At 38.7% G+C, this 19,851-nt stretch carries 22 protein-coding genes and 1 riboswitch; of the genes, 10 read left to right on the plus strand and 12 right to left on the minus strand.

Going from position 1 to position 19,851, the window contains the following annotated elements; genetic code table 11:
* Positions 1–4: 4 nt before the first annotated feature.
* Both J4N24_RS07590 and J4N24_RS07595 read right to left on the minus strand, forming a co-directional pair.
* Positions 5–391, minus strand: coding sequence for a methylglyoxal synthase (locus J4N24_RS07590; protein WP_207533072.1), 387 nt, complete (start codon positions 389–391; stop codon positions 5–7).
* Positions 392–393: 2 nt separating this feature from the next.
* Positions 394–1,632: a nucleoside recognition domain-containing protein gene (locus J4N24_RS07595; RefSeq protein ID WP_207533073.1), complete on the minus strand. Its 1,239-nt coding sequence runs from the start codon at positions 1,630–1,632 to the stop codon at positions 394–396.
* 273 nt (positions 1,633–1,905) lie between these two features.
* On the opposite strand from J4N24_RS07595, the gene ccsA reads away from it, so the two are divergent.
* From ccsA to J4N24_RS07610, 3 genes are all read left to right on the plus strand, one after another.
* Positions 1,906–2,568, plus strand: coding sequence for a cytochrome c biogenesis protein (ccsA, locus tag J4N24_RS07600; protein WP_207533074.1), 663 nt, complete (start codon positions 1,906–1,908; stop codon positions 2,566–2,568).
* A gap of 24 nt (positions 2,569–2,592) precedes the next feature.
* Entirely contained in the window at positions 2,593–2,802 is a 210-nt protein-coding gene (locus J4N24_RS07605; RefSeq protein ID WP_207533075.1) for a CcmD family protein, read from the plus strand.
* A gap of 120 nt (positions 2,803–2,922) precedes the next feature.
* Entirely contained in the window at positions 2,923–4,359 is a 1,437-nt protein-coding gene (locus tag J4N24_RS07610) for a Glu/Leu/Phe/Val family dehydrogenase (protein ID WP_207533076.1), read from the plus strand.
* A 54-nt stretch (positions 4,360–4,413) separates the two neighbouring features.
* On the opposite strand, the gene J4N24_RS07615 is transcribed toward J4N24_RS07610, so the two are convergent.
* From J4N24_RS07615 to J4N24_RS07625, 3 genes are all read right to left on the minus strand, one after another.
* Positions 4,414–5,682 (minus strand): homoserine dehydrogenase, encoded by a 1,269-nt coding sequence (locus J4N24_RS07615; protein WP_207533077.1) that lies wholly within the window; start codon positions 5,680–5,682, stop codon positions 4,414–4,416.
* Between the two features lie 509 nt (positions 5,683–6,191).
* Positions 6,192–6,304, minus strand: a riboswitch (SAM riboswitch).
* Between the two features lie 93 nt (positions 6,305–6,397).
* On the minus strand, positions 6,398–7,516 hold the full coding sequence (locus tag J4N24_RS07620) for a trans-sulfuration enzyme family protein (RefSeq protein ID WP_207533078.1): 1,119 nt from the start codon (positions 7,514–7,516) through the stop codon (positions 6,398–6,400).
* A gap of 162 nt (positions 7,517–7,678) precedes the next feature.
* Positions 7,679–8,245: a PH domain-containing protein gene (locus tag J4N24_RS07625; protein ID WP_207533079.1), complete on the minus strand. Its 567-nt coding sequence runs from the start codon at positions 8,243–8,245 to the stop codon at positions 7,679–7,681.
* A gap of 421 nt (positions 8,246–8,666) precedes the next feature.
* Here J4N24_RS07625 and J4N24_RS07630 point away from each other — a divergent pair, with 421 nt between their 5' ends.
* Positions 8,667–8,897 carry a hypothetical protein gene (locus J4N24_RS07630; protein ID WP_207533080.1) on the plus strand — a complete coding sequence of 77 codons (231 nt, stop codon included), beginning with the start codon at positions 8,667–8,669 and terminating at the stop codon, positions 8,895–8,897.
* Between the two features lie 9 nt (positions 8,898–8,906).
* On the opposite strand, the gene J4N24_RS07635 is transcribed toward J4N24_RS07630, so the two are convergent.
* From J4N24_RS07635 to J4N24_RS07655, 5 genes are all read right to left on the minus strand, one after another.
* Positions 8,907–9,575: a YceI family protein gene (locus tag J4N24_RS07635; RefSeq protein ID WP_207533081.1), complete on the minus strand. Its 669-nt coding sequence runs from the start codon at positions 9,573–9,575 to the stop codon at positions 8,907–8,909.
* Between the two features lie 97 nt (positions 9,576–9,672).
* Positions 9,673–10,119 carry a hypothetical protein gene (locus J4N24_RS07640; RefSeq protein ID WP_207533082.1) on the minus strand — a complete coding sequence of 149 codons (447 nt, stop codon included), beginning with the start codon at positions 10,117–10,119 and terminating at the stop codon, positions 9,673–9,675.
* A complete protein-coding gene (locus tag J4N24_RS07645; protein ID WP_207533083.1) occupies positions 10,109–11,410 on the minus strand; it encodes a sialidase family protein in 1,302 nt (433 codons plus the stop codon). The genes J4N24_RS07640 and J4N24_RS07645 overlap by 11 nt, the downstream gene beginning before the upstream one ends.
* Before the next feature lie 2 nt (positions 11,411–11,412).
* Complete coding sequence (locus J4N24_RS07650) at positions 11,413–13,728, minus strand: TonB-dependent receptor (protein WP_207533084.1); 2,316 nt, start codon at positions 13,726–13,728, stop codon at positions 11,413–11,415.
* A 68-nt stretch (positions 13,729–13,796) separates the two neighbouring features.
* Positions 13,797–14,177 carry a hypothetical protein gene (locus J4N24_RS07655; RefSeq protein WP_207533085.1) on the minus strand — a complete coding sequence of 127 codons (381 nt, stop codon included), beginning with the start codon at positions 14,175–14,177 and terminating at the stop codon, positions 13,797–13,799.
* A 149-nt stretch (positions 14,178–14,326) separates the two neighbouring features.
* Here J4N24_RS07655 and J4N24_RS07660 point away from each other — a divergent pair, with 149 nt between their 5' ends.
* The 3 genes from J4N24_RS07660 to J4N24_RS07670 all read left to right on the plus strand — a co-directional run bounded on the left by J4N24_RS07660 (position 14,327) and on the right by J4N24_RS07670 (position 16,457).
* The gene (locus tag J4N24_RS07660) at positions 14,327–15,139 is read left to right on the plus strand and encodes an SDR family oxidoreductase (protein WP_207533086.1); all 813 of its coding nucleotides are present in this window, start codon (positions 14,327–14,329) and stop codon (positions 15,137–15,139) included.
* A gap of 157 nt (positions 15,140–15,296) precedes the next feature.
* Complete coding sequence (gene folB / locus J4N24_RS07665) at positions 15,297–15,659, plus strand: dihydroneopterin aldolase (protein ID WP_207533087.1); 363 nt, start codon at positions 15,297–15,299, stop codon at positions 15,657–15,659.
* Between the two features lie 156 nt (positions 15,660–15,815).
* Complete coding sequence (locus tag J4N24_RS07670) at positions 15,816–16,457, plus strand: MgtC/SapB family protein (RefSeq protein WP_207533088.1); 642 nt, start codon at positions 15,816–15,818, stop codon at positions 16,455–16,457.
* Between the two features lie 29 nt (positions 16,458–16,486).
* On the opposite strand, the gene J4N24_RS07675 is transcribed toward J4N24_RS07670, so the two are convergent.
* Positions 16,487–17,980 (minus strand): TlpA family protein disulfide reductase, encoded by a 1,494-nt coding sequence (locus J4N24_RS07675; protein ID WP_207533089.1) that lies wholly within the window; start codon positions 17,978–17,980, stop codon positions 16,487–16,489.
* 396 nt (positions 17,981–18,376) lie between these two features.
* Positions 18,377–18,607, minus strand: a complete 231-nt coding sequence (locus tag J4N24_RS07680; RefSeq protein WP_207533090.1) for a hypothetical protein — start codon at positions 18,605–18,607, stop codon at positions 18,377–18,379.
* Between the two features lie 120 nt (positions 18,608–18,727).
* On the opposite strand from J4N24_RS07680, the gene J4N24_RS07685 reads away from it, so the two are divergent.
* Genes J4N24_RS07685 through J4N24_RS07695 form a run of 3 tightly spaced genes read left to right on the plus strand, consistent with a single transcriptional unit; the run spans position 18,728 to position 19,849 of the window.
* A complete protein-coding gene (locus tag J4N24_RS07685; RefSeq protein WP_207533091.1) occupies positions 18,728–19,201 on the plus strand; it encodes a hypothetical protein in 474 nt (157 codons plus the stop codon).
* Entirely contained in the window at positions 19,201–19,644 is a 444-nt protein-coding gene (locus J4N24_RS07690; protein WP_207533092.1) for a DUF421 domain-containing protein, read from the plus strand. The genes J4N24_RS07685 and J4N24_RS07690 overlap by 1 nt, the downstream gene beginning before the upstream one ends.
* Before the next feature lie 13 nt (positions 19,645–19,657).
* Positions 19,658–19,849: a hypothetical protein gene (locus J4N24_RS07695; protein ID WP_207533093.1), complete on the plus strand. Its 192-nt coding sequence runs from the start codon at positions 19,658–19,660 to the stop codon at positions 19,847–19,849.
* The last annotated feature ends 2 nt before the right edge of the window (positions 19,850–19,851 follow it).

Below are 19,851 nucleotides of genomic sequence, written 5' to 3' on the forward strand. Positions count from 1 at the left end.
TTTGTCAGACTTGTTGTCCTTCTTCTACCATACCCAGAAGCAGGTATTTAGCAGAGGCTGGGTTAGTAGCAAGAGGAACATTATGGACATCACATACCCGCAGGAGCATTTGAACATCCGGTTCATGGGGGTGTTTTCCTAAGGGATCTCTAAAGAAAATGATGCCTTTCAATTCTTTCTCTGCCGCCATTGCCGCAATTTGAGCGTCCCCGCCCTGTGGTCCGCTTAACTTCCTGGTAACTTCCAGACCAGTCTCCTGGATTCGGGAACCTGTTGTTCCTGTTGCAACAAGATGATAATTTTTAAGTATCTCATGATACTCCGTCACAAAATCAACCATCTCTGGTTTGCGACCGTCATGGGCAATTAGGGCAATTGTTTCTTTTGACATAGTTATCCAAAAAATAAATAAGATATAAGAATAGCTGCAATAACTCCGGCCAGATCAGCAATCAGACCGGCGGTTATAGCATACCGGCTATTTTTAATTCCAACTGAACCGAAATAAAGAGCAACAATATAAAATGTAGTATCAGCTGAGCCATTAAAAACACAAGCTAGCCTACCCACAAACGAGTCAGGGTTAAACGTTTTCATGGTCTCTATCATCATGGCTTTTGCACCTGAACCACTAAGGGGTTTTAAGAAAGCTACAGGCAAAGCATCAGTGAAACGAGTATCAATATTAAACTGACTAAAGACAAACTTAAACCCATCCACGATATAACCTAAAGCACCACAATTTCTGAAAAGACTTATTGCAGCAAGCATCGCGATCAGATAAGGAATAATTTTAACTGAAGTTTCAAAGCCGCCTACAGCTCCTTCAATAAAGGTCTGGAATACATCCACTTTTTTCCTGACAGCTCCAAGAATGAAGATCACCGGTATGCTCAGAAGAAGCAGGTTACTGGCCACTTTAGAAACCATACTGATCTGATCTTTATCAAGATAGGAGGTGAAGTACCATACAATAAAAGCAATGAACGATGTTAAACCAATAAGCCAGGCCATAACAACAGGTTGAAATAAATTGATTCTCTGCCATATAGCTACCACAATCATTCCTACGACGGTTGCAACATAAGTAGCAATAATACAGGGAATAAAAATATCGGTTGGATCAGAAGCGCCCAAAATGGCTCTCTGAGCAATAATTGAAATTGGCAAAATAGTTAATCCCGAGGTGTGGAGCACAAGAAACATAATTTGAGCATTCGAAGCTCTTTCTTTACTCGGATTTAATTCTTGAAGGCTTCCCATCGCTTTCAAACCTAAAGGTGTCGCAGCATTATCCAATCCAAGCAAGTTTGCCGAAAAGTTCATCATCATCTGTCCTGTAGCCGGATGGTCCTTTGGAACTTCAGGAAACAAACGGTGAAAGAATGGTCCAACAATGCGGCTTAAAAAGTTAATAGCTCCTGCTTTTTCCCCAATGCGCATAATTCCCAGCCACAAACCCATTGTTCCAATAAGTGGTAGTGCAATATCCATTACCGAGGATTTAGTAGTGTCAAAAAGGCCTTCTACAAGTTTCTGAAAGATCTCAGTATCACCAAAAACGATAAGCTTAATTAATGCAACAATAAAAGATATAACAAAAAAAGATATCCAGATATAATTTAAAGCCATGCAAAATCACAATCAAGGTAAAAAACCGGCTCACTATCCTTCAGCAAGCGGGTGTGAATTTACAGTTTTTGAAAAGCTTTCGGCAAATTATCTAATAACAAACGCCTCATTCAATAAATGTATCCTATACAACCTGCTCCTATACAACCTGCTCTTAGCACTATACCTTGTTAACATTGAACCTTTAGCCTTTAACTTTTCCCCTTTAACCTCTAACCTTCCCCTTTCACCTTTGTCCATTCTTTCATACCTTTGCGCACCAAACAACGTATTATGAGACAAAACTGGTGGAAGCTACTTGCTTCTATTTTAGTTTTATATTCCATTATAGGAGGATTTCTGATTCCGGTTCCTGCATTACCAATTCTTCATGAGAGCATCAGAAATTTATTCTTTCATGTACCTATGTGGTTTGCTATGCTAACCCTTTATTTAATATCGGTAATTTATAGTATAAAGTACCTGAACACAGGTAACGAAAAATATGATCTGATAGCAGTGGAAAGTGTAAACACTGGTGTGTTCTTTTGCTTTTGTGGCCTTGCAACCGGAATGCTCTGGGCAAATATAACCTGGGGTGCTCCGTGGCCTAATGACCCAAAACTAAATAGCTCGGCAATTTCAACGTTAATGTACCTTGCATATCTGGTACTTCGAAACTCCCTTGACGAAGAACAGAAGCGTGCGAAGATCTCTGCAATTTATAACATCTTCGCTTTTCCTGTAATGATAGCACTTTTGTTCATCCTCCCACGTTTAACTGATTCCCTTCATCCTGGTAATGGTGGTAATCCGGGGTTCAGTAATCTTGATCTTGACTATAATATGAAGTGGGTTTTAAGACCAACATTCATCGGTTGGATATTAATGGGGGTATGGATCATGACCATTCGCTACCGTATTCGCCTGCTGGAAAACAAGAAAAACAATATTTAACTTAAGCTTAAATTCCTCATTAAAATGAAACGTTTCTTTCTGACCCTTTCTTTACTCATTATATTAGCTTTTCAAACATTTGGACAAGCTAGCGAGGTGGAGATGGCTACCGGCTTAAGAACTTCTGGCAAAATTTACGTAGTTGTTGCTGTTGTAGCCCTAATTTTTATTGGCCTGGTTATATATTTATTCTCCATAGACAGACGCTTGAAAAAATTGGAAAATCAGGATTAAGACTCCTAGTTTTTGAGAAATATCCCGAAAAGTAATCTCGATATACTCAAACACTTTGTTATCTTTCGTACTTTAAGTTGATGATTTAGGTCAACATTTTATAAACCTGAAGTATAATTTATGACGGACAACAAAGTAGCCCCCCATGGTCAAACGGGTTTCTTCGATGATGTTTGTGCTTTTTTTGATCGTGCAGCACAATTTACAGATCATCCTAAAGGATTACTAGACCAGATTAAAGCCTGTAACAGTGTTTACAGATTTCGCTTTCCCATTAGAAAGGGAAACAGTGTAGAGGTGATCGATGCCTGGCGTGTTGAACACTCTCACCACATGTCGCCAACAAAAGGTGGTATCCGCTACAGCGAAATGGTGAACGAAGACGAAGTAATGGCACTAGCGGCCCTTATGACTTATAAATGTGCCATCGTTAATGTTCCTTTTGGCGGCGCGAAGGGTGGAATTAAAATAAACCCTAAAAACTACTCGCTGGCTGAGTTAGAAAACATCACTCGCCGCTACACAGTAGAGCTAATTAAGAAAAATTTTATTGGACCTGCAATTGATGTTCCCGCTCCAGATTATGGCTCAGGTGAACGTGAGATGAGCTGGATTGCTGATACCTATTACACCATGAATCCCGGTCAGCTGGATGCTATGGGATGTGTAACCGGAAAGCCTATTGCCTTACATGGAATTCACGGCAGGAGAGAGGCTACAGGAAGAGGAGTTGCCATTGCAACGCGTGAGTGTATGAGTGTGACTGAGGATATGGCGGCACTGGGTTTAACTCCGGGTCTCGAAGGAAAACGGGTTATTGTACAAGGCTTAGGGAACGTTGGATATCATTCTGCGAAATTCCTCGCCGAATTCGGTGCAATAATAGTGGGACTTTGTGAGTATGAAGGTTCTATTTATAATCCCGATGGACTGGATGTAGATGAGGTAGTTGCCCATCGTAAAGAAACCGGGACCATTCTTGGTTTCCCGGGGGCTTTTAATGAGTTCCGTAACTCAGCTGAGGGCCTGGAACAGGAATGCGATGTACTCGTTCCGGCAGCATTGGAAAACCAGATCACCTTAAAAAACATTCATAATATTAAAGCGAAAGTGATTGCTGAAGGTGCTAACGGTCCAACTTCACCTGAAGCTGGAAAAATCTTCACTGAAAGAGGAGGTATTATTATTCCAGATATGTATTGTAATGCAGGTGGTGTAACCGTTTCGTACTTCGAGTGGCTAAAGAACTTATATCACGTAGCTTTTGGAAGAATGGACAAGCGTTATGAAGAGAAAGCAAATCTTGAGTTGGTTAATCTTATCGAGAAAATGACGGGCGCTAATCTAACCTGGGATCAGAAAAAACTGGTCGTCAAAGGACCTAGTGAGCTCGAACTGGTTAACTCGGGCTTGGAGGAAAGCATGGTTAGAGCATACCATGATATAAGAGACATTAAGGTTCAGAACCCAAAAATTGAAGACCTGCGAACAGCTGCCTTTGTTGGTTCCATTAATAAAGTGGCAATATCTTATATGAATATGGGAATTTGGCCATAATTCTTCTTAAAATAGAAAAAAAGGAGAGCAGGCAGCTCTCCTTTTTTATGGTATTTATAACGCCAAATGTGTCAAAGCTTTAGAACTTTCAAGTTCCAGATGCTCTTCAGAAACTCCAATTTCATGAGTTACAGGACTTATGTTTCCTATTTCTGCAATGAAAACACCAGCTTGTGTCAATAAATCTTTCTGCTCAGCTAACTTGCTTAAAGAAATTTTCCCAATCACATAGTTGAATTTGGGTGAAAAATATCGTTCCGTAACTTCTTCAAACCCTAGCTTTTCAATTAATTGGTCGTCAGAATATCTCAAATAAATATGCAGTGAATAATCAGACGAAAGCTCCAGGCTTTTTTTCTGGTGATACTTCTTATACTCATAACGGTAATCATACCTTAATGCTGCTATGTCAGAAAGAACAGCAGAGCCTGTTGGATGACCACCAGCACCTTTCCCGAAAAAGAATTGTTGATCGGCAAAGGCAGCCTGAACAATTACCCCATTATACTCGTTCTCGACGTTATAAAGAAAATCATCTTGTTTAACCAGCTTTGGAAGCACGTAAAGAACGATCTTTTGTTCTCCAAACTCTAAAGCTGTAGGAACCAGTTTTATCTTAAAATCCTTCTCTCTTGCAAACTGAATATCCTGGTCCCCCAAATTTTGTATACCAATATTCAACACTTTTTCAGGATCGGCCAGTAAGCCGTAGGCATGCGCAGAAGCAATAACCAATTTAAATTTAGGATCATAACCGCCAACATCTAAAATTGGGTCTGTTTCAGCAAAACCTAAATCCTGAGCCTGCTTCAGTGCAGTTCCATAACTTAAATTTTCATTAAAGATCTTTGAAAGAATGAAATTTGAAGATCCATTGAAAATTCCCCTTAATGAATATAATAACTCATTGTCATAATATTCTTCGAGATTACGGATTATAGGAATGCTACCACAAACAGCACCTTCATATAGAAATGAAACATTATGCTTTTGTTGTAATTCAACCAGTTCTTCCAGATGATTAGCAATAAGCTTCTTATTAGCAGAGACTACATTCTTCCCATTTTTCAAAGCTGTAGTAACAATATAATAGGCAGCCTCAGCATCGTTAATCAACTCGACGACAGTGTTTATTTCTGGATCGTTCAATATTAATTCTCCGTCTGTAGTAAACAGCTCTTCCGGGAGGGTCCTTTTCTTTTCGGGATTCTTAATAGCGATCTTTTTGATCTCCAGATTCAAGTCTTTTGTCCTGATAATATCGTATAAGCCCTGGCCGACTACCCCAAAGCCAAATAAACCAAGTGTAAGTTTTTTGCTCATCTAAAAATTTATGTTTAATATTTCGTAATCAGACTTAACCTCTTCAAGAAATTTAGCAATCAGTTTGTGAGTGCATTGGTCTCTATAAGTAACCGTCAAGCCCGTATAATAAATTTATTTGGAATGTAGGGCTCCTTCAATATGCGCAGAAGCGGATGAATAACCCAAACTATATTGTCTGTGCTGCTATTTATTTGTCCGCAGGTAGGATAGGCGCACTCCAGTTGCCCCTTCGAAGCTTCGCACTGGAATGTAAAAGAAGAATTTTGTTTATAACTATGAATATTCATGGAATATTTGAGTCGCTCCTTTAAAAAAGGCTTTAAGAAATTAAATGATTTAAAATCAGCAGGAATACTAATTCTTCAGACCTAAAAAAATTTACTGCATTATCAGAATATGCCAAAACTCCGTAAGCAGCAATGAGTGATGTGAACCTTTTCTGGGAACAAGCAACGATGATCCCATTAAGGAACCGTAAATTTTGAAATTTTTCATCATGGTTTAACAATTTATATTTTCCCCAATCACTCGGGAACAGGATTTGGCACCTTTTCTAGTATCTCCCAGTAGGTTGCCAGCGGGTCGCAGAGCCTGATCTCTCACCGCTTCTTTATAAATCAAAACCTTTTAAGGGGTGTTTGACAGCCAATATTTCAATCGGCAAGCAAATATAATTGCTTTTAGTTTAATCGTACAAAAAATCTTAGTACAATTATTGTAAGGCTTGGTTAAGGTCTTCAATAAGATCTTGAATATTTTCCAGCCCTACTGAAAGTCGTAAGAGATTGAAAGGAGTTTTAGTATTTGGGCCCTCAACAGATGCCCTGTGTTCGATTAAACTTTCAACCCCACCCAGACTTGTAGCTTGCGTGATTAACTTAAGGGAATTAGCAGCTTTGATGGCAGCTTCCTGGCCTCCCTTTAAAGTAAAGCTTAGCATACCACTGAAGCCGGACATCTGAGACCGCGCGATGGCATAAGAGGGGTGATTTATTAACCCCGGATAAAATACCTTTTCAACCGCCGGATGTTGTTCCAGGAACTGAGCTATTTGAATAGCATTTTCTTCGTGCCCCCGCATTCGGTAGGGCAAGGTCTTCAAACCGCGAACAGTCATATAACAATCGAAAGGAGAAGGTACAGCACCAGACAGCGTCTGAATACTCTTAATCTTTTCCCACTGTTCATTTACTGTTTTGGTCACCAGTGCGCCTCCCAGCACATCACTATGGCCGCCAAAATACTTGGTAGAGGAGTACATAACCAGATCTGCTCCCAGATCTAATGGTCTTTGAAAAACAGGGGTAGCAAAGGTATTATCACAGCAAACGATGATATGATGCTTCTGAGCCAACTGGCAAATAGATTTTATATCTGAGATTTTAAGTAAAGGATTAGATGGAGTTTCTATCCATATCAGCTTTGTCGTACGAGGATTAATGGTTCTTTCAACCAAGTTAAGATCAGACATATCAATAAAGCTGATTTCAAGCGTTCTTGAGAAAACTTCATTCATTAATGCCTTTAGCCCATGGTACATATCTTCAGGGGCAATGATTTGACTTCCTGGCTCGAGTGACTGAAAAACTGCAGATCCGGCAGCATTACCTGATGAAAAAGCACAAGCTTCGGCTCCTCCGTCTAATTTTGCCAGCACGTTCTCGAGCGAAAGCCGATTAGGGTTTGCAGCGCGGGTATAAATATATCCAGCAGGATAAGAACCGTCTTCGGCACGTTCAAAGGTTGTTGATAGAGTTATAGGCTGAACAACAGCTTTTGTATTTGAATCGGTAGAGTTACCGGCGTGAATGGCTAAAGTTTCTATTTTCATATTCTGCTTATTTGCAATTATAAGATTTAAGACTTAATGAAAATAGAATTAGGTTGTTTTAAATAACAAAAACAGCTGATTGAAAAGAACTAAGTCAGGATAAACTGTTTGAACACAAAAAAGGCCCCTTGATAAAGGAGCCTTCAAATAGTTTTTTTATGCTTACAACTTTGATAAGAATTGTTGAGTTACATGACCTAGTTTGATAAGATCATACTCTTTAGACGAGATCGCACCTTTTTCTTTCAATTCATAAACCTGATTCAAGCTATGTGCTGTAGCATGTTTTTTAACCCGATGCTCGATTGCTTTAGAAAATTCCTCGTGATTAGTAATGAAAGAGTGGTTGAAACCAGAACATTCATCTGCTCTTCTGCGGGTTCTAACATTACCCATTCTAAAATACTTACTTAGCTTATGGTGCTCTGCTGAAGCCTGGTAAATATCATGAACAGAGATTTCATGTTTTTTCTTAGAAAAAACTCCTTTTTCCATCACCAGGTGCTGGTCTGTCAAATGCCATTTCTCATTTGCCTTACTGATTGCCCAAATCAATCCCGCTGCAGCGATTACTCCTCCAAAAATTTTGAATGTGGTATCATCCTGAAGGAATAATATTAAACCAGCAGCAATTAAACCAGCCGGTGCTGAATAAACGATCCAATGTTTTTGCGCTGTAATAGTTGGTTCAGGGCGTCTTACTTCTGCCTTTTCTTGTTTTTTACTCATACTGAAGGGTAGTTTACTTCCGATGTATACGCAACTTATTTATTTGGGTTATCATTTTTTTTATTCTATTAATATGAATTAGAATTACCCTACAGGTGAAGATCGATCGCTTAATACAGCGAGTAAAAAAACGTCAACAATTATTTACAGCATTTGAAATTAACTTAAGATTAAATCATAGATAACAGGAGAACAGGCTACTCTAAACAAGGAGCAAGCCCGTGATTTACCGGGTTATGTCCGGGTTAGACCCGCGTTATGTCCGGGTAATATAAGCGTAACTTTAAAAGCTGGGACATCCTAATCTTAATTATCCTTTCTCCTGAGTTAAATTAGAATGAACATTTGGCCACCTGATATTTTACTTTTCACTCTTCAATTTGTATAGGTTTAAGTTAATTTGCAGACAGAAAACAAGGAAATGAGTAGTGACCCAATGGCAGACAAGCTTTTTGAAATGAAGCTTAAGGTAATTTTTGAGAAATACGAATGGTTGAGAGAGCAACTTTCCTTCAAAGAATTTAAGGAACTGTTCCCTGTTACGTTTAAAAAGGGAAGGCCTATGGGTTTGGACAAGCCAGCATTTGATCTTGACAGGGAGATCTTTTTGGAGGTACTAATTGCCTTCAAGCAATCGTACCCTCCAAATTGATCAAATGTTTTATTGGATTGCTTTTAGATCAAGCTCAATATTGACTGTTTCTGAAATAAATTTATCACCGAGAGTTTTATCATTTCCATAGTTCATTTGCCACTGCCTTCTGTCAATATCAAAGTTGGCTTTAGCTTTTAACGTATTTCCCACTAGTTCCACATTGGCCGGGAAAGTAATATTCTTTGTAGCATTTTTTAGCGTTAGATTACCACTGATATTAAAATTTGCACCCTTAACAAGAGAGGTGTCTTTTCCATCAGGCTTATAGGGCGAAACCTTTGTGATCTCAAATTTGGCAGTTCCAAATTTGTCTGCATCAAAAAAGTCGCCACTTAATAAATGTGGTTTAAGCTTGCTCTGGAACATGTCACCCTTTTCTTCCACTTCGAGAGACTTAACGTTTATTTCAAATTCACCTCCTGTAATCTCTTGATTTGCAACTGATACATTTCCATAGTTTAATTTAAAAATACCAGGATGACTTTTACCTATACCATGGCCGGTAAAACGGATCCTTGAAGAAGCAGTATCGATCCTAAAAGTCTCGCCAGTTGAAGTAGCAGCTTGCTGTTCTTCAGATATCTTGGCATTGTCACCCTTTGGGGCTTGGTTACATGCGGCGAAAAGAACTGCCACCGCAAACGCTAAAACTGAACTTTTAACTCCTTTTTGCATAATATTCTACATTGGGTTAGAACATCTAAACAGAGGGTAAGCCTTAAGTGTTTTACATGTAAGCTTCTCCCAGAAGCAAAAGGAGAAGCTTATTATACTACTTTCTGTTAAATCTTAAAAGGTACTGATTTGATTCCTTCAAAAGGTTGACATAAAGGGAATCTAAAGATCTAATCTTTGTTTTTTCCAGATTAAAATAGGAAACAGCTTCATCATTTGACTTTCCGGTCACATCAGCGTTAAACTTGTGCATCCAGTCCGACATCCGGCTATCAGCATCCTCTAACTGCGTCCGTAGCTTATTCATGTTTTGCTTTTCAACTACAGTGTCGAGACTCGGTAACGTCTCTCTAAGGCTATCTAACTGGTTAACTAACGTATCCAGTCTTCTTTTATTTAAATATGCTTTCTCGGTATTCACCATCACACTGTCGTGTATGGATACAACTTCGTCTCTAACAGTCTTGTAATCGGGCTCCTGCTTGCATGCAAAAATAATTGTTGCAAAAGAGCTTATTAAAAATAGACCTGTTTTATTTGTCATCTGCCGTTTCTTTGATCGTATAATATATTGTCGGAATTCCTTTGTTTTCTCTTACCCAAGCAATCAGTGCATTACCGTCTTGAGGGGTAATTACCGCGTGGTGATCTGCGAATGTACCATCTGTAATTGAAACTGACTTCTGAATACTTCCATTTTCAATAAAACTCAATTGGACTTTCGCGCTTGATGCGCCTTCCTGGTGCGAGGACATGGCAGTACCCTGATGACTAGCCGGACTTGGGGAAGCGTCCGATTCTTCACAAACCATTAAAATCTGTTGGCCAAGGGTTGTTAATTGAGGGTGCCTTCCATTTGTACTTAAAGATCTTCGTTTACTAAACGTCCCTCCAGCCGCAGTGCTAAAGAATAGTCCTGCCTTACCTTCGGCTGCGCTGAACCAAACTGCACTAACTTTATTAGAGGATACCGCGAGGGATGGCCCTGAATGAGGGCATCCCTCGATCTTCCAGTTATCATTACTAATTGCCTTTTCCTTGGTAAAGCTTTTACCATTATCAACAGAACTGATGTACACCATGTCTCGAACTTGTGCACCTGCGGTGGTTGCAGGATATTGGATACTACGGTAGGCAACATGGATATTGCCTTGATTATCAACCATCAAATTAGTACGGCAACATTCACAGGTACTCTTGTTCAGACAAGAATCGGCTCCAAAGCCTTTTCCTCTCTCTGTCCTGGAAAAAAATAAAGCAGAGCCTTTCTGTGCTTTTCCAAATCTTCCGTCAAGCCAAATTGCCGCTACTTCTCCATCCTCTAGCGTTGCAAGATCAAAGAAATTCCTGCCATAGTGATGTGAGGTATCCGAGTGAAGGAACAGTGGTTTAGACCAAGTTTTTCCAGAATCATTAGATGTTGAATAATAAATGGCTCCAGCATAAGGGTTCTTCTCCTTTACAAACTTTCGTGCAAATACAGCGATTATGGTACCGTCTTTTTTAAAAGCCACTTTGGCCATGCTTTCGGGTGAATGAGAACAGCCAATGGAAGAAGTAACAGTGACAGGCGAACCAAACGTTCTTTTAACAGGATCGAAAATTGCATATTGAACACGGTTTAAAGAATCAATGGAATCTTTTGCGGTCCAGCAGAGAACGGCCTTTTTATCCGAATTATGGGTTAAGTAAGGACCTACTGCTTCCATACCTGCATTTATAGATTGCTCTTTCTTCAGCTCTTTAACTTTATTTACATTTGTACATGAGGTAAATACTATTAAAATATAGGTGGATAAAAGGATTATACTATTTATTATAGACTTAAAGTTCATGTTTATTTCAAGTGTGTTAAAGAATAAGTTAGACCTATTGATATGGTTCTGGGCGGTGCTGCATTGTAAGTTACACCATATTGATTCCCCGTTACATTGCTAGCATAAAGTTGATCGGTAGCATTCAGAATATTAAGCCAAATACCTGCACCTTTTGCCATTTTTGCTTTGAAGTCGTAACCAAACCTCAGATTAAAAACATCGTATCCTTTATAAGATTTTGAATTCGCACTATTTACATAGTATTTACTGATCGATTGCCATTCTGCAGCCATTCGCAGCCCAGGCAGGAAAGTTGGTTTCCAGGAAATTTCTGAGTTTGTGATGGAAGCGGGTGCATTGGCCATAATTTTACCGTCGTAAAACACTGTTTTTCCAAATAAAAGCTCGCTATACTCCTGGTATTTATGGCGAGCAAAAGTACCACCAAAACGAAAAGCCAGCTGACTGCCAGGGGAGTAAACAACGGTATATTCTACACCCCGGTGGGTGGTACCACCAGCGTTATCGTTTTGAGTAGTATTATCCGGCATCATCACGCTGATTATCTCATTCTTACCAATCATTGCAAACGTAGCGATTTCAATATTCAGCTTTTTACTAACTGGTAGCCATGCCCCCAGCTCGTAGTTTTGAAATGTAGCTTGCTTCAATTTATTTGTTTGTCTGGCACTGTACAGAAAACTGGTTTCGGGCGGTTGGAAACCTACGCTCCAATTGCTATAAATACCAAAACCTCTTCCTAAATCATATGTTAAACCCAGCTTTGGAGCAAGCACTGAATAGGTGTTCTGCTCTTTTTGCTTATACTTGGTTTTCCCCTGGGGTAACTTATTCTCAAACTTATAAACGAGGTTATCAAACCTTAATCCAGCTACCAAACGCAAAGGTTTAATGGGATTGATTTGATACTGGACAAAAGCGGCAGTATTAATCAGGTTTGTTCTATAATTATCAATAACCGAATCAGTAGTTGAGTAACCAGTATAATAATTAGTGCTGAGGTCTTTATTTATATTTAGATAGCTTGCAACGAAAGTACTTGGACTATAATCAAAATATGCACCCACCTGAAATTTAGAGTTCAGGAACTTTATTTGAGAACTGTGTTGAGTAAGAATTCCGAAGCTTCTAAAGCTAAGGTTATTCTCTTGTCCCCTTGAAAGAACATACTTCTTAGTGTCTTTTGCAATGCTATCGCCAATATAGTAACTCGGCAGTTGACCTGTTGAATTATCTCTGAAGAAGGCAGTTAAGAAGCTGCTATTTGACGAATTCCAACGGTGATCCATCCTTGCACTAAAACGAAAAGCCTTAACGTTACGATAGGTAAACCGTTGATTACTGCTATAACTTTTACTAAAGAACCGGGCACTATCCAAATTACCAGGGGTTTGTGTATCCAGATAGTTAAAGCTTCCGGATACAGTTAAGCGATTGGATGTATTGAAATCATAAGTAGTTTTCAAACTTGCTGAATATTTATCGAAATCCGTATAATCCTGCCAGCTATTTCTTTGACGGGCAGTGTAGGCACCTACATAAACTCCCATTTTTCCTTTTGTAAAGCCGGTGCTTACATCTGTTCTGAAATAATTGTATCCATCGCCCTGCAACGAAATCTGCCCCTGTTGTCCTATTGGGGGATTGGCGGTAATGAAGTTGATTGAACCACCAATGGCGTTACTGCCATAAAGGGAAGAAGCTGGTCCTTTAAGTACTTCAATTCCTTTAAGACCATTCATATTGATCTCATAAAGAGCATTATGATTAAAAATGCCGGTGGGCCTGATTGGAAGACCATCCTCCAGATAAAGGTAGAGCGCATTATAGGTGATAGGTTGGCGAATAGCCATCGTGTGTTGCTCGTTACCGAGATTTACCATATACACACCTGCCGACTTATTTAATAGCTGATAAAGAGCTGTTGCTCTAGTTTCAATAAGCGTAGAAGAATTAATTTTACTTATTGCTGCGGGGATTTCCCTTCGTGATTGTTGCTCCCGACTGGCTGAAACTACCACCTCTGATAGAAAATTGGAAGTTGCTTCTAGAGCCACAATTAATCCTTGTTTTGCTATAACTCTTACGGAATTATAACCTGACTTTGCGACTTCAATGGTATCATTAAGACTAACGATTGAACGTCCTTGTGCATTACTTTGCGATATGATTGATCCATTACCTAAACTTCTTATTTCTGCGCCTTGTAATGCCGTTTGTGAGCTTGAGTCGAGAATCCTAATCTCCACACTTTGCTTTTGCGCATAAAGAAGACAGGTAAGGTGCATGAAACATGCAAAAATGAAAGTTCTCATTTTTATTCCTTTAACGTGCCAAATACTCTGAAAGACAATGAAGTCTCTCAAAACTCTAATAAAAATCTTTAAAGGAACAAAGCGCGGGGCGGTTGAAATATGGTAGTACTAGAACTAGAAGGCTTACTATCAGGCTCAAAAAATGAAGCTAGAAAGATATCTGAAACAGGAACAGTGATGGTAACCTCGGTAAAGCTTAACACCTCTTGAAAAGTATCAGTTTGCGAGGACCGTCTTTCCTGATTTTTCTCTTTTTCTTCCGCTAACTTGATCTTTTTCATCAGGTAACACTTACCGTTACAATGAAGCTGAGGCTTGTCCCGGTTTTCGCAAAGAGCGGAAGCAATGAATCTTTTGTTCGCAACGAAACCTGCATAAATAAAAAACCGGCTAAAATTTGCACTTAGCAGGGTTAATATTAAAATGAAGGCCGTAAGTTTGCGAATCATACTAGAAGACAAAAGTAACCAGCAATTTATTCTCAATCAAGAGAAGTTAAGATTTTTAATTTTATTCCATCAATCTAGTTGTTAGCTTATGGACTTGGCGTGAAAAAAAATAGTCACAAACAGAAAAATCACACATAAGAAAAAACAGAATGCATTCAAGTTTTTCATTAGAGAACAAGGTTATTATCGTTACTGGTGCCACTGGGGTACTAGGTCACTCGTTTGTTAACGGACTTGCAGAAGCTGGAGCCATAGTAGGGGTACTAGGACGTAATGAGGCAGTTGCAAATGAACGTGCAGAAGAGATTATTAAAAAAGGGGGTAAAGCAATTGCCCTTATTGCAGATGTACAAGATGAAGGTCAGCTACTTGCCGCCAGGGATCTTGTATTAAAAACGTACGGCAGGATAGACGGACTTGTTAACGGAGCAGGAGGAAATCGTCCTGACGGGATACTTCAGCCGGATGAGAACATTTTCAAATTGAACGTTGACGGCATGAAAGAAGTGATGGACCTTAACCTTTGGGGAACTTTGCTTCCTACACAGGTATTTGGCGAGTCGCTTACTGAGAATGGAGGAAGTATAGTCAACATCTCTTCCATGTCTGCCCAACGCGCTTTAAGTAAGGTTATGGGCTATAGTCTTGCAAAGGCTGCTGTAGATGCTTATACACGTTGGTTTTCCGTAGAACTGGCCAATAGATATCAGGATAAGGTTCGTATGAATGCTATAGCACCAGGCTTTTTCCTAACCGACCAAAACCGTGCATTGCTAACTACAGAAGATGGTGGCTTTACTCAAAGAGGCCAATTAGTATTGAACCAAACACCTTTTAAACGCTTCGGGCATCCTGATGAATTAATAGGAGCATTAATATGGCTATTAAGTGACGCTTCTAAATTTGTTACCGGAACAGTGGTGAACGTAGACGGTGGATTTATAGTGAATAGTGGGGTATAGGCCTGAATAGTAGACTAGCTATTTCAACTTAAAGTTCTTAATATTAAGCTCGTATAGATATACATCTTACGAGCCTTTTTATTTTACGTGGATATATTATAAGACCAACAAAGAATTACTTTTAAGACAAGTATTCCTTTTTTATTTTTGGAACCTTATGCCAATTACCCAAAAAGTAGCCCTGGAAGGCGTCAGATTTTTTGCATACCACGGATTCTATCCCGAGGAACAGCTTACAGGTAACGAATTTATTCTAGATCTTGTTACGGAAATGCAGGTGGTTGATGATGGAGGTGATAACCTTGAGAACACAGTAAACTATGAGCAACTTTTTGATATTGCCAGTTCCGAAATGAAACAAACCAAAAAGCTCCTTGAGACCGTAGCTTATGGAATCCTTAATAGAATTATTGAAAGATATCCCTTCATTACTAAAGCAGAGGTTTCGATTAGGAAGATGTGCCTTCCCATGGGGGCTGAGATTCGAAATTCATTGATCCAACTTAAGTATATCAAGTAAGCAAACCTTGAATTATTATTAGCCTGATTAACGATGTTTCTTTAAAAAAATTTTCAGGTTTGTGACTAACAATGGGAACATTATTCCCGTATAAAAATTACAAGTTTGAAAGCAACCAGCTAATGTTTTCATTTACACTAATTACAAGTGATCGAAATGGAATTCCAATTTGAATATCATGATCTTCTCAGGATATTGATTTCTATAGCCTGTGGAAGCATAATAGGTTTCGAGAGAGAGTATAAAAACAAAAATGCAGGCTTCAGAACCTTAATTCTAATATGTTTAGGTTCAACAATCTTTACAATCGTCTCCCAGAGGATCTCGAATTCAAGCGATGACAGGATTGCCGCCAATATAATAACTGGAATTGGTTTCATTGGAGCAGGTGTAATATTTAAAGACGGATTATCGGTTAAAGGGTTGACAACAGCTGCAGTAATTTGGGTAGTTGCCGCACTTGGGATGGTTATAGGGACGTTCCATTATTCCTTGTCGATAATACTTACACTCATAGTGCTGGTTATCCTTTCTCTTTTCAATAAGATCGAAATGCTAATTGATTTCCTCCATCATCAAAGGAAGTTTAAGGTGATATTCATCGACGAAGATATGTCTCATCTGAATGCGCTCGACAAGGAGGCTTTGAACCGAGGATTGCAGATAAAGCAAATTCAACTTACGAAATGCAACAATAAGATCCACCTTGTATTTGAAGTATCGGGACGAAAGAAACTATTGACCGACTTCAATAAGTATTTAATCGAATCGCATCATATAGCCGATGTGATGATTTAAATAGGAGAGAGGACGTATCTTTTAAATCCTTACTTTGACGAACAAGTTGTACAGGATGACAAGCTATTAGACAATAACTTATCCAATAATTGCTGAAGCTTTGGATTAGAAGGCCTCGGTGCGTTACCGCTTACAATTTTTCCTTCAGGATCGATCAGAATGAAACGAGGAATCGTGTTTATGCCGAAGGCCTGAATAAAATCCGATCCGAAATCATGATCTGCTAACACTTGGGTTCCTGTTAAATTTTGCTCCTTAACATGTTGCATCCACCTTTCCCGATGCGCCTGCAAATCGACAGAAATACTTATAAACCTCAAGTTTTGATTTTGATATCTACGCTCAATCTCCTTTAAATATGAAAGTTCAGTTTTACAAGGTCCACACCATGTAGCCCATATATCAAGGTAAACATAACTGCCTCTAAAGTTGCTTAGCGACACTGTGCGATTGCTCTGATCTTTATAACTAAATTGAGGAGCTTCGGCACCAGGGGAAACGAGCCTTAACTTATCGAATCTCAGCTGAACCTGTTTCCTGTAAAAAGAATCCTTGGCTACACTCAAATACTGCTTTAAAAACTTTTCATCATCTGCACTTCCAGTTATTAAAGGATTGGTATTTTGAAATAGTAGCTCTTCTTTAATAAAACCCTCCGCAAACTCCCGTTGAACGATATCACTTTTCAATTCATATGAACTTCTGTTCTTTAGATAAGGTGATTTAATCAATTCTGCTGCACGGAGGGATTCAAGTCTACCAGAAATAAGAGATCTATAATAAGGAGAGAATGAATACAGTTCCACTCTATTTATATCAAAACCTTCCCACACCTTAGCCTGAAGTTCTGCTGTTTGTTCGGAAGAAAGATGCCGTACATAAATCGCCTTTGCAGCCGGTAGTAAAATATCTGAAACATCACTTCCGGGCCTTAAAGACCCAGCCAGTTTATAATACGCGTCTTCTTTTTCCGGGTTTATACCATACCTCTTTAAGTAATCATTAATAAAGTACCTAATCGTATACTCAATATGATCTTGCTGGGAGGTGATGAATTTGCTCCCGTAGTTTTGCTGATGTAGGATTGAAAAAGCTTGTTGTTTAAACTGGAGCGAAAGCTGGATAAAATCTTCAGGAGGAAGAGAATTAAAATGCTTATGGAGATGGCCGTTTACAACAGGGAAGGTTTGTTGTATTAGACGATTGATCTCCGCCTGAGCTCTATTTTCTAATTCACCTTGACCCTGAATCTTTAGATTCGCTAAATCCCCACCTAGGGTCAGATTCATGCCGGGTCCAAGATATAAGAGGACGTCCCTATCTATTGTATAGTACCCGCTATCGAGGCTTGCGTTTAATGCAAAGTTTCCTTTTTGATCGAACTTCAAAGGTTCCTTTAATTGCTTACTGTTCTCCAGCAACACAGTTTGCCCTGCGAGCTCAGGAAGTTTTCCTTTTAAAAAAACGTTTTTCTGAGCATATACCGTAAAAGGAATACACAGAATTGAGAGAGTTTTTTTCATTGTGGTTTAAGTACTACATCATGCTTTGTAAATTTCGCCTTTGATACTTTAAAAATTAATTAATGGTTACAAACCGAGAGCCGTTAATAAAGTGTGAATAACTGTGGATAACTACCCTTTATCTGTTAATAACCAAGGAATCTAAAAAGAAAAAAATTTAAACACCTGAATTAGAGGTCAATCATTAATAATATCCTAAACGGGCCACCTTTAAGCATGTGGAAAACTTAGAAAAATAAAAGAAAAAAAGTTGATAAGTAAATCCCAAAAAAGACGTATTTGGAAATATCACCGCGGACCCAGTGAACGTAGGTGTAGTAAAGCCTAAAAGAAATTCAAGCCAAAGGGTTATTCAGGCATAAGGCTATTTTCACCTCTTAATGCCTGAATAAAATTTTAGGAATTATCTTCTCTATTTCCCTGATCTACATGAGTTACAGGAGGAGCACCCGATTTTCCCGCTGCTTTACTATCCTCATTTTCGGGATACAGTTGCTTCAATTGATCATCGTTCTTAGCACCTTCCATTATTGCATCTTTTTCTTCCTTACTAGGCAAATGTGGATCTGGTTTTCCCTTATCAGGCTGCCCGGGGATATTATATTGCTCTCCATCTTGCTTTTTCATACTATTACTTTTTTTCAGTCAACAAGCCACAGTAGCCTTTGTTGTGTTTTATTTCAAAAGAGACCTCTTGAAACAATCTTTAAAAAATGAGGGTTAGTCTTGAAAATAGTCACACCATAGATGCGAAAAGATACTTTAGCACTCGAAAAAGATCTTGCCATTGAGAAAAATGAATGGCCAATATTAAGAGCCGGATGGGTATTTATGGGTTTGATTGTCATTGGGGGAGCTATGGGCTTATTTGGAGGGGGCTTTCTAAGCCACACTCTCGTGAAACATAGGGACATATCTATAGGATATGACCAAATATTGCGCTATTCATTAAATTCAGAAATAACCATTGAAGGCAATAAGCTCAGCAAGGACTCTTCTATTCTTATAAATTCTGATTATACCAAAAAGATTAAAATAGAGGAAGTGATCCCTGAACCAGAATCTGTGAAGCTGGAAGGTCAGAAGATCAGGTATAAATTTCATTCGAGAAGAAGTGACAATATAATCCTATATATAAAACCGATTGGAAGAGGCGAACAAAGACTAACACTGGAGCTTGACGGATTTAAACTGGATATTAATCAATATATTTTTTTCTGATGGAATCTGTTGTAATAAGATCAGCTTTTATATACGTATCTGTTTTTCTAATCCTGCGACTAGGTGGAAAAAGGACGGTAGGAGAAATGACAACATTCGACCTGGTTCTTTTATTAATAATAAGCGAGGCCATTCAGCAATCTCTAATTAATGACGACAATTCCATAACCGGGGGATTGCTCGCAATAACAACTTTAGTATTTATAGATATAATGGTTTCTCTTATTTCTAACCGTTTTTCAAAAGTAGACAAGCTTTTGAATGGAGTTCCTCTAATTATATTAAAGGATGGAAAACCGTTAATGGAACGGATAAAGAAATCCAGGTTACAAGTTGAAGATATTCTGGAAGCTGCAAGAAAAATGCAAGGTATAGACAGTCTTGACCAAATAAAGTACGCTGTACTTGAAAAAGACGGCACAATAAGTATAATTCCTATATAAAAAACAAGTAAATATGACTTCTAATTTTTTTACAGTATTAATAGACGATAAGCCCACTAGATTTGAAAAACAAAGAGTAATCGCAATTGAACCCTACGAGTTTGGGACAAAAATTATAATTGAGGCTTCTCATACAGAGGAGGAGCCGATCATTTATTTCACAAAAGAGCAATACGATGACGTATACAAGTCATATTTAGGATAAAT

The sequence above is a fragment of the Desertivirga arenae genome (assembly GCF_017355785.1).
Lineage (GTDB): Bacteria > Bacteroidota > Bacteroidia > Sphingobacteriales > Sphingobacteriaceae > Desertivirga > Desertivirga arenae.

Coding starts and splice junctions, on each gene's coding strand:
- J4N24_RS07590 (WP_207533072.1), bottom strand. CDS start 391: ATGTCAAAAGAAACAATTGCCCTAATTGCCCATGACGGTCGCAAACCA.
- J4N24_RS07595 (WP_207533073.1), bottom strand. CDS start 1,632: ATGGCTTTAAATTATATCTGGATATCTTTTTTTGTTATATCTTTTATT.
- ccsA (WP_207533074.1), top strand. CDS start 1,906: ATGAGACAAAACTGGTGGAAGCTACTTGCTTCTATTTTAGTTTTATAT.
- J4N24_RS07605 (WP_207533075.1), top strand. CDS start 2,593: ATGAAACGTTTCTTTCTGACCCTTTCTTTACTCATTATATTAGCTTTT.
- J4N24_RS07610 (WP_207533076.1), top strand. CDS start 2,923: ATGACGGACAACAAAGTAGCCCCCCATGGTCAAACGGGTTTCTTCGAT.
- J4N24_RS07615 (WP_207533077.1), bottom strand. CDS start 5,682: ATGAGCAAAAAACTTACACTTGGTTTATTTGGCTTTGGGGTAGTCGGC.
- J4N24_RS07620 (WP_207533078.1), bottom strand. CDS start 7,516: ATGAAAATAGAAACTTTAGCCATTCACGCCGGTAACTCTACCGATTCA.
- J4N24_RS07625 (WP_207533079.1), bottom strand. CDS start 8,245: ATGAGTAAAAAACAAGAAAAGGCAGAAGTAAGACGCCCTGAACCAACT.
- J4N24_RS07630 (WP_207533080.1), top strand. CDS start 8,667: ATGAGTAGTGACCCAATGGCAGACAAGCTTTTTGAAATGAAGCTTAAG.
- J4N24_RS07635 (WP_207533081.1), bottom strand. CDS start 9,575: ATGCAAAAAGGAGTTAAAAGTTCAGTTTTAGCGTTTGCGGTGGCAGTT.
- J4N24_RS07640 (WP_207533082.1), bottom strand. CDS start 10,119: ATGACAAATAAAACAGGTCTATTTTTAATAAGCTCTTTTGCAACAATT.
- J4N24_RS07645 (WP_207533083.1), bottom strand. CDS start 11,410: ATGAACTTTAAGTCTATAATAAATAGTATAATCCTTTTATCCACCTAT.
- J4N24_RS07650 (WP_207533084.1), bottom strand. CDS start 13,728: ATGAGAACTTTCATTTTTGCATGTTTCATGCACCTTACCTGTCTTCTT.
- J4N24_RS07655 (WP_207533085.1), bottom strand. CDS start 14,177: ATGATTCGCAAACTTACGGCCTTCATTTTAATATTAACCCTGCTAAGT.
- J4N24_RS07660 (WP_207533086.1), top strand. CDS start 14,327: ATGCATTCAAGTTTTTCATTAGAGAACAAGGTTATTATCGTTACTGGT.
- folB (WP_207533087.1), top strand. CDS start 15,297: ATGCCAATTACCCAAAAAGTAGCCCTGGAAGGCGTCAGATTTTTTGCA.
- J4N24_RS07670 (WP_207533088.1), top strand. CDS start 15,816: ATGGAATTCCAATTTGAATATCATGATCTTCTCAGGATATTGATTTCT.
- J4N24_RS07675 (WP_207533089.1), bottom strand. CDS start 17,980: ATGAAAAAAACTCTCTCAATTCTGTGTATTCCTTTTACGGTATATGCT.
- J4N24_RS07680 (WP_207533090.1), bottom strand. CDS start 18,607: ATGAAAAAGCAAGATGGAGAGCAATATAATATCCCCGGGCAGCCTGAT.
- J4N24_RS07685 (WP_207533091.1), top strand. CDS start 18,728: ATGCGAAAAGATACTTTAGCACTCGAAAAAGATCTTGCCATTGAGAAA.
- J4N24_RS07690 (WP_207533092.1), top strand. CDS start 19,201: ATGGAATCTGTTGTAATAAGATCAGCTTTTATATACGTATCTGTTTTT.
- J4N24_RS07695 (WP_207533093.1), top strand. CDS start 19,658: ATGACTTCTAATTTTTTTACAGTATTAATAGACGATAAGCCCACTAGA.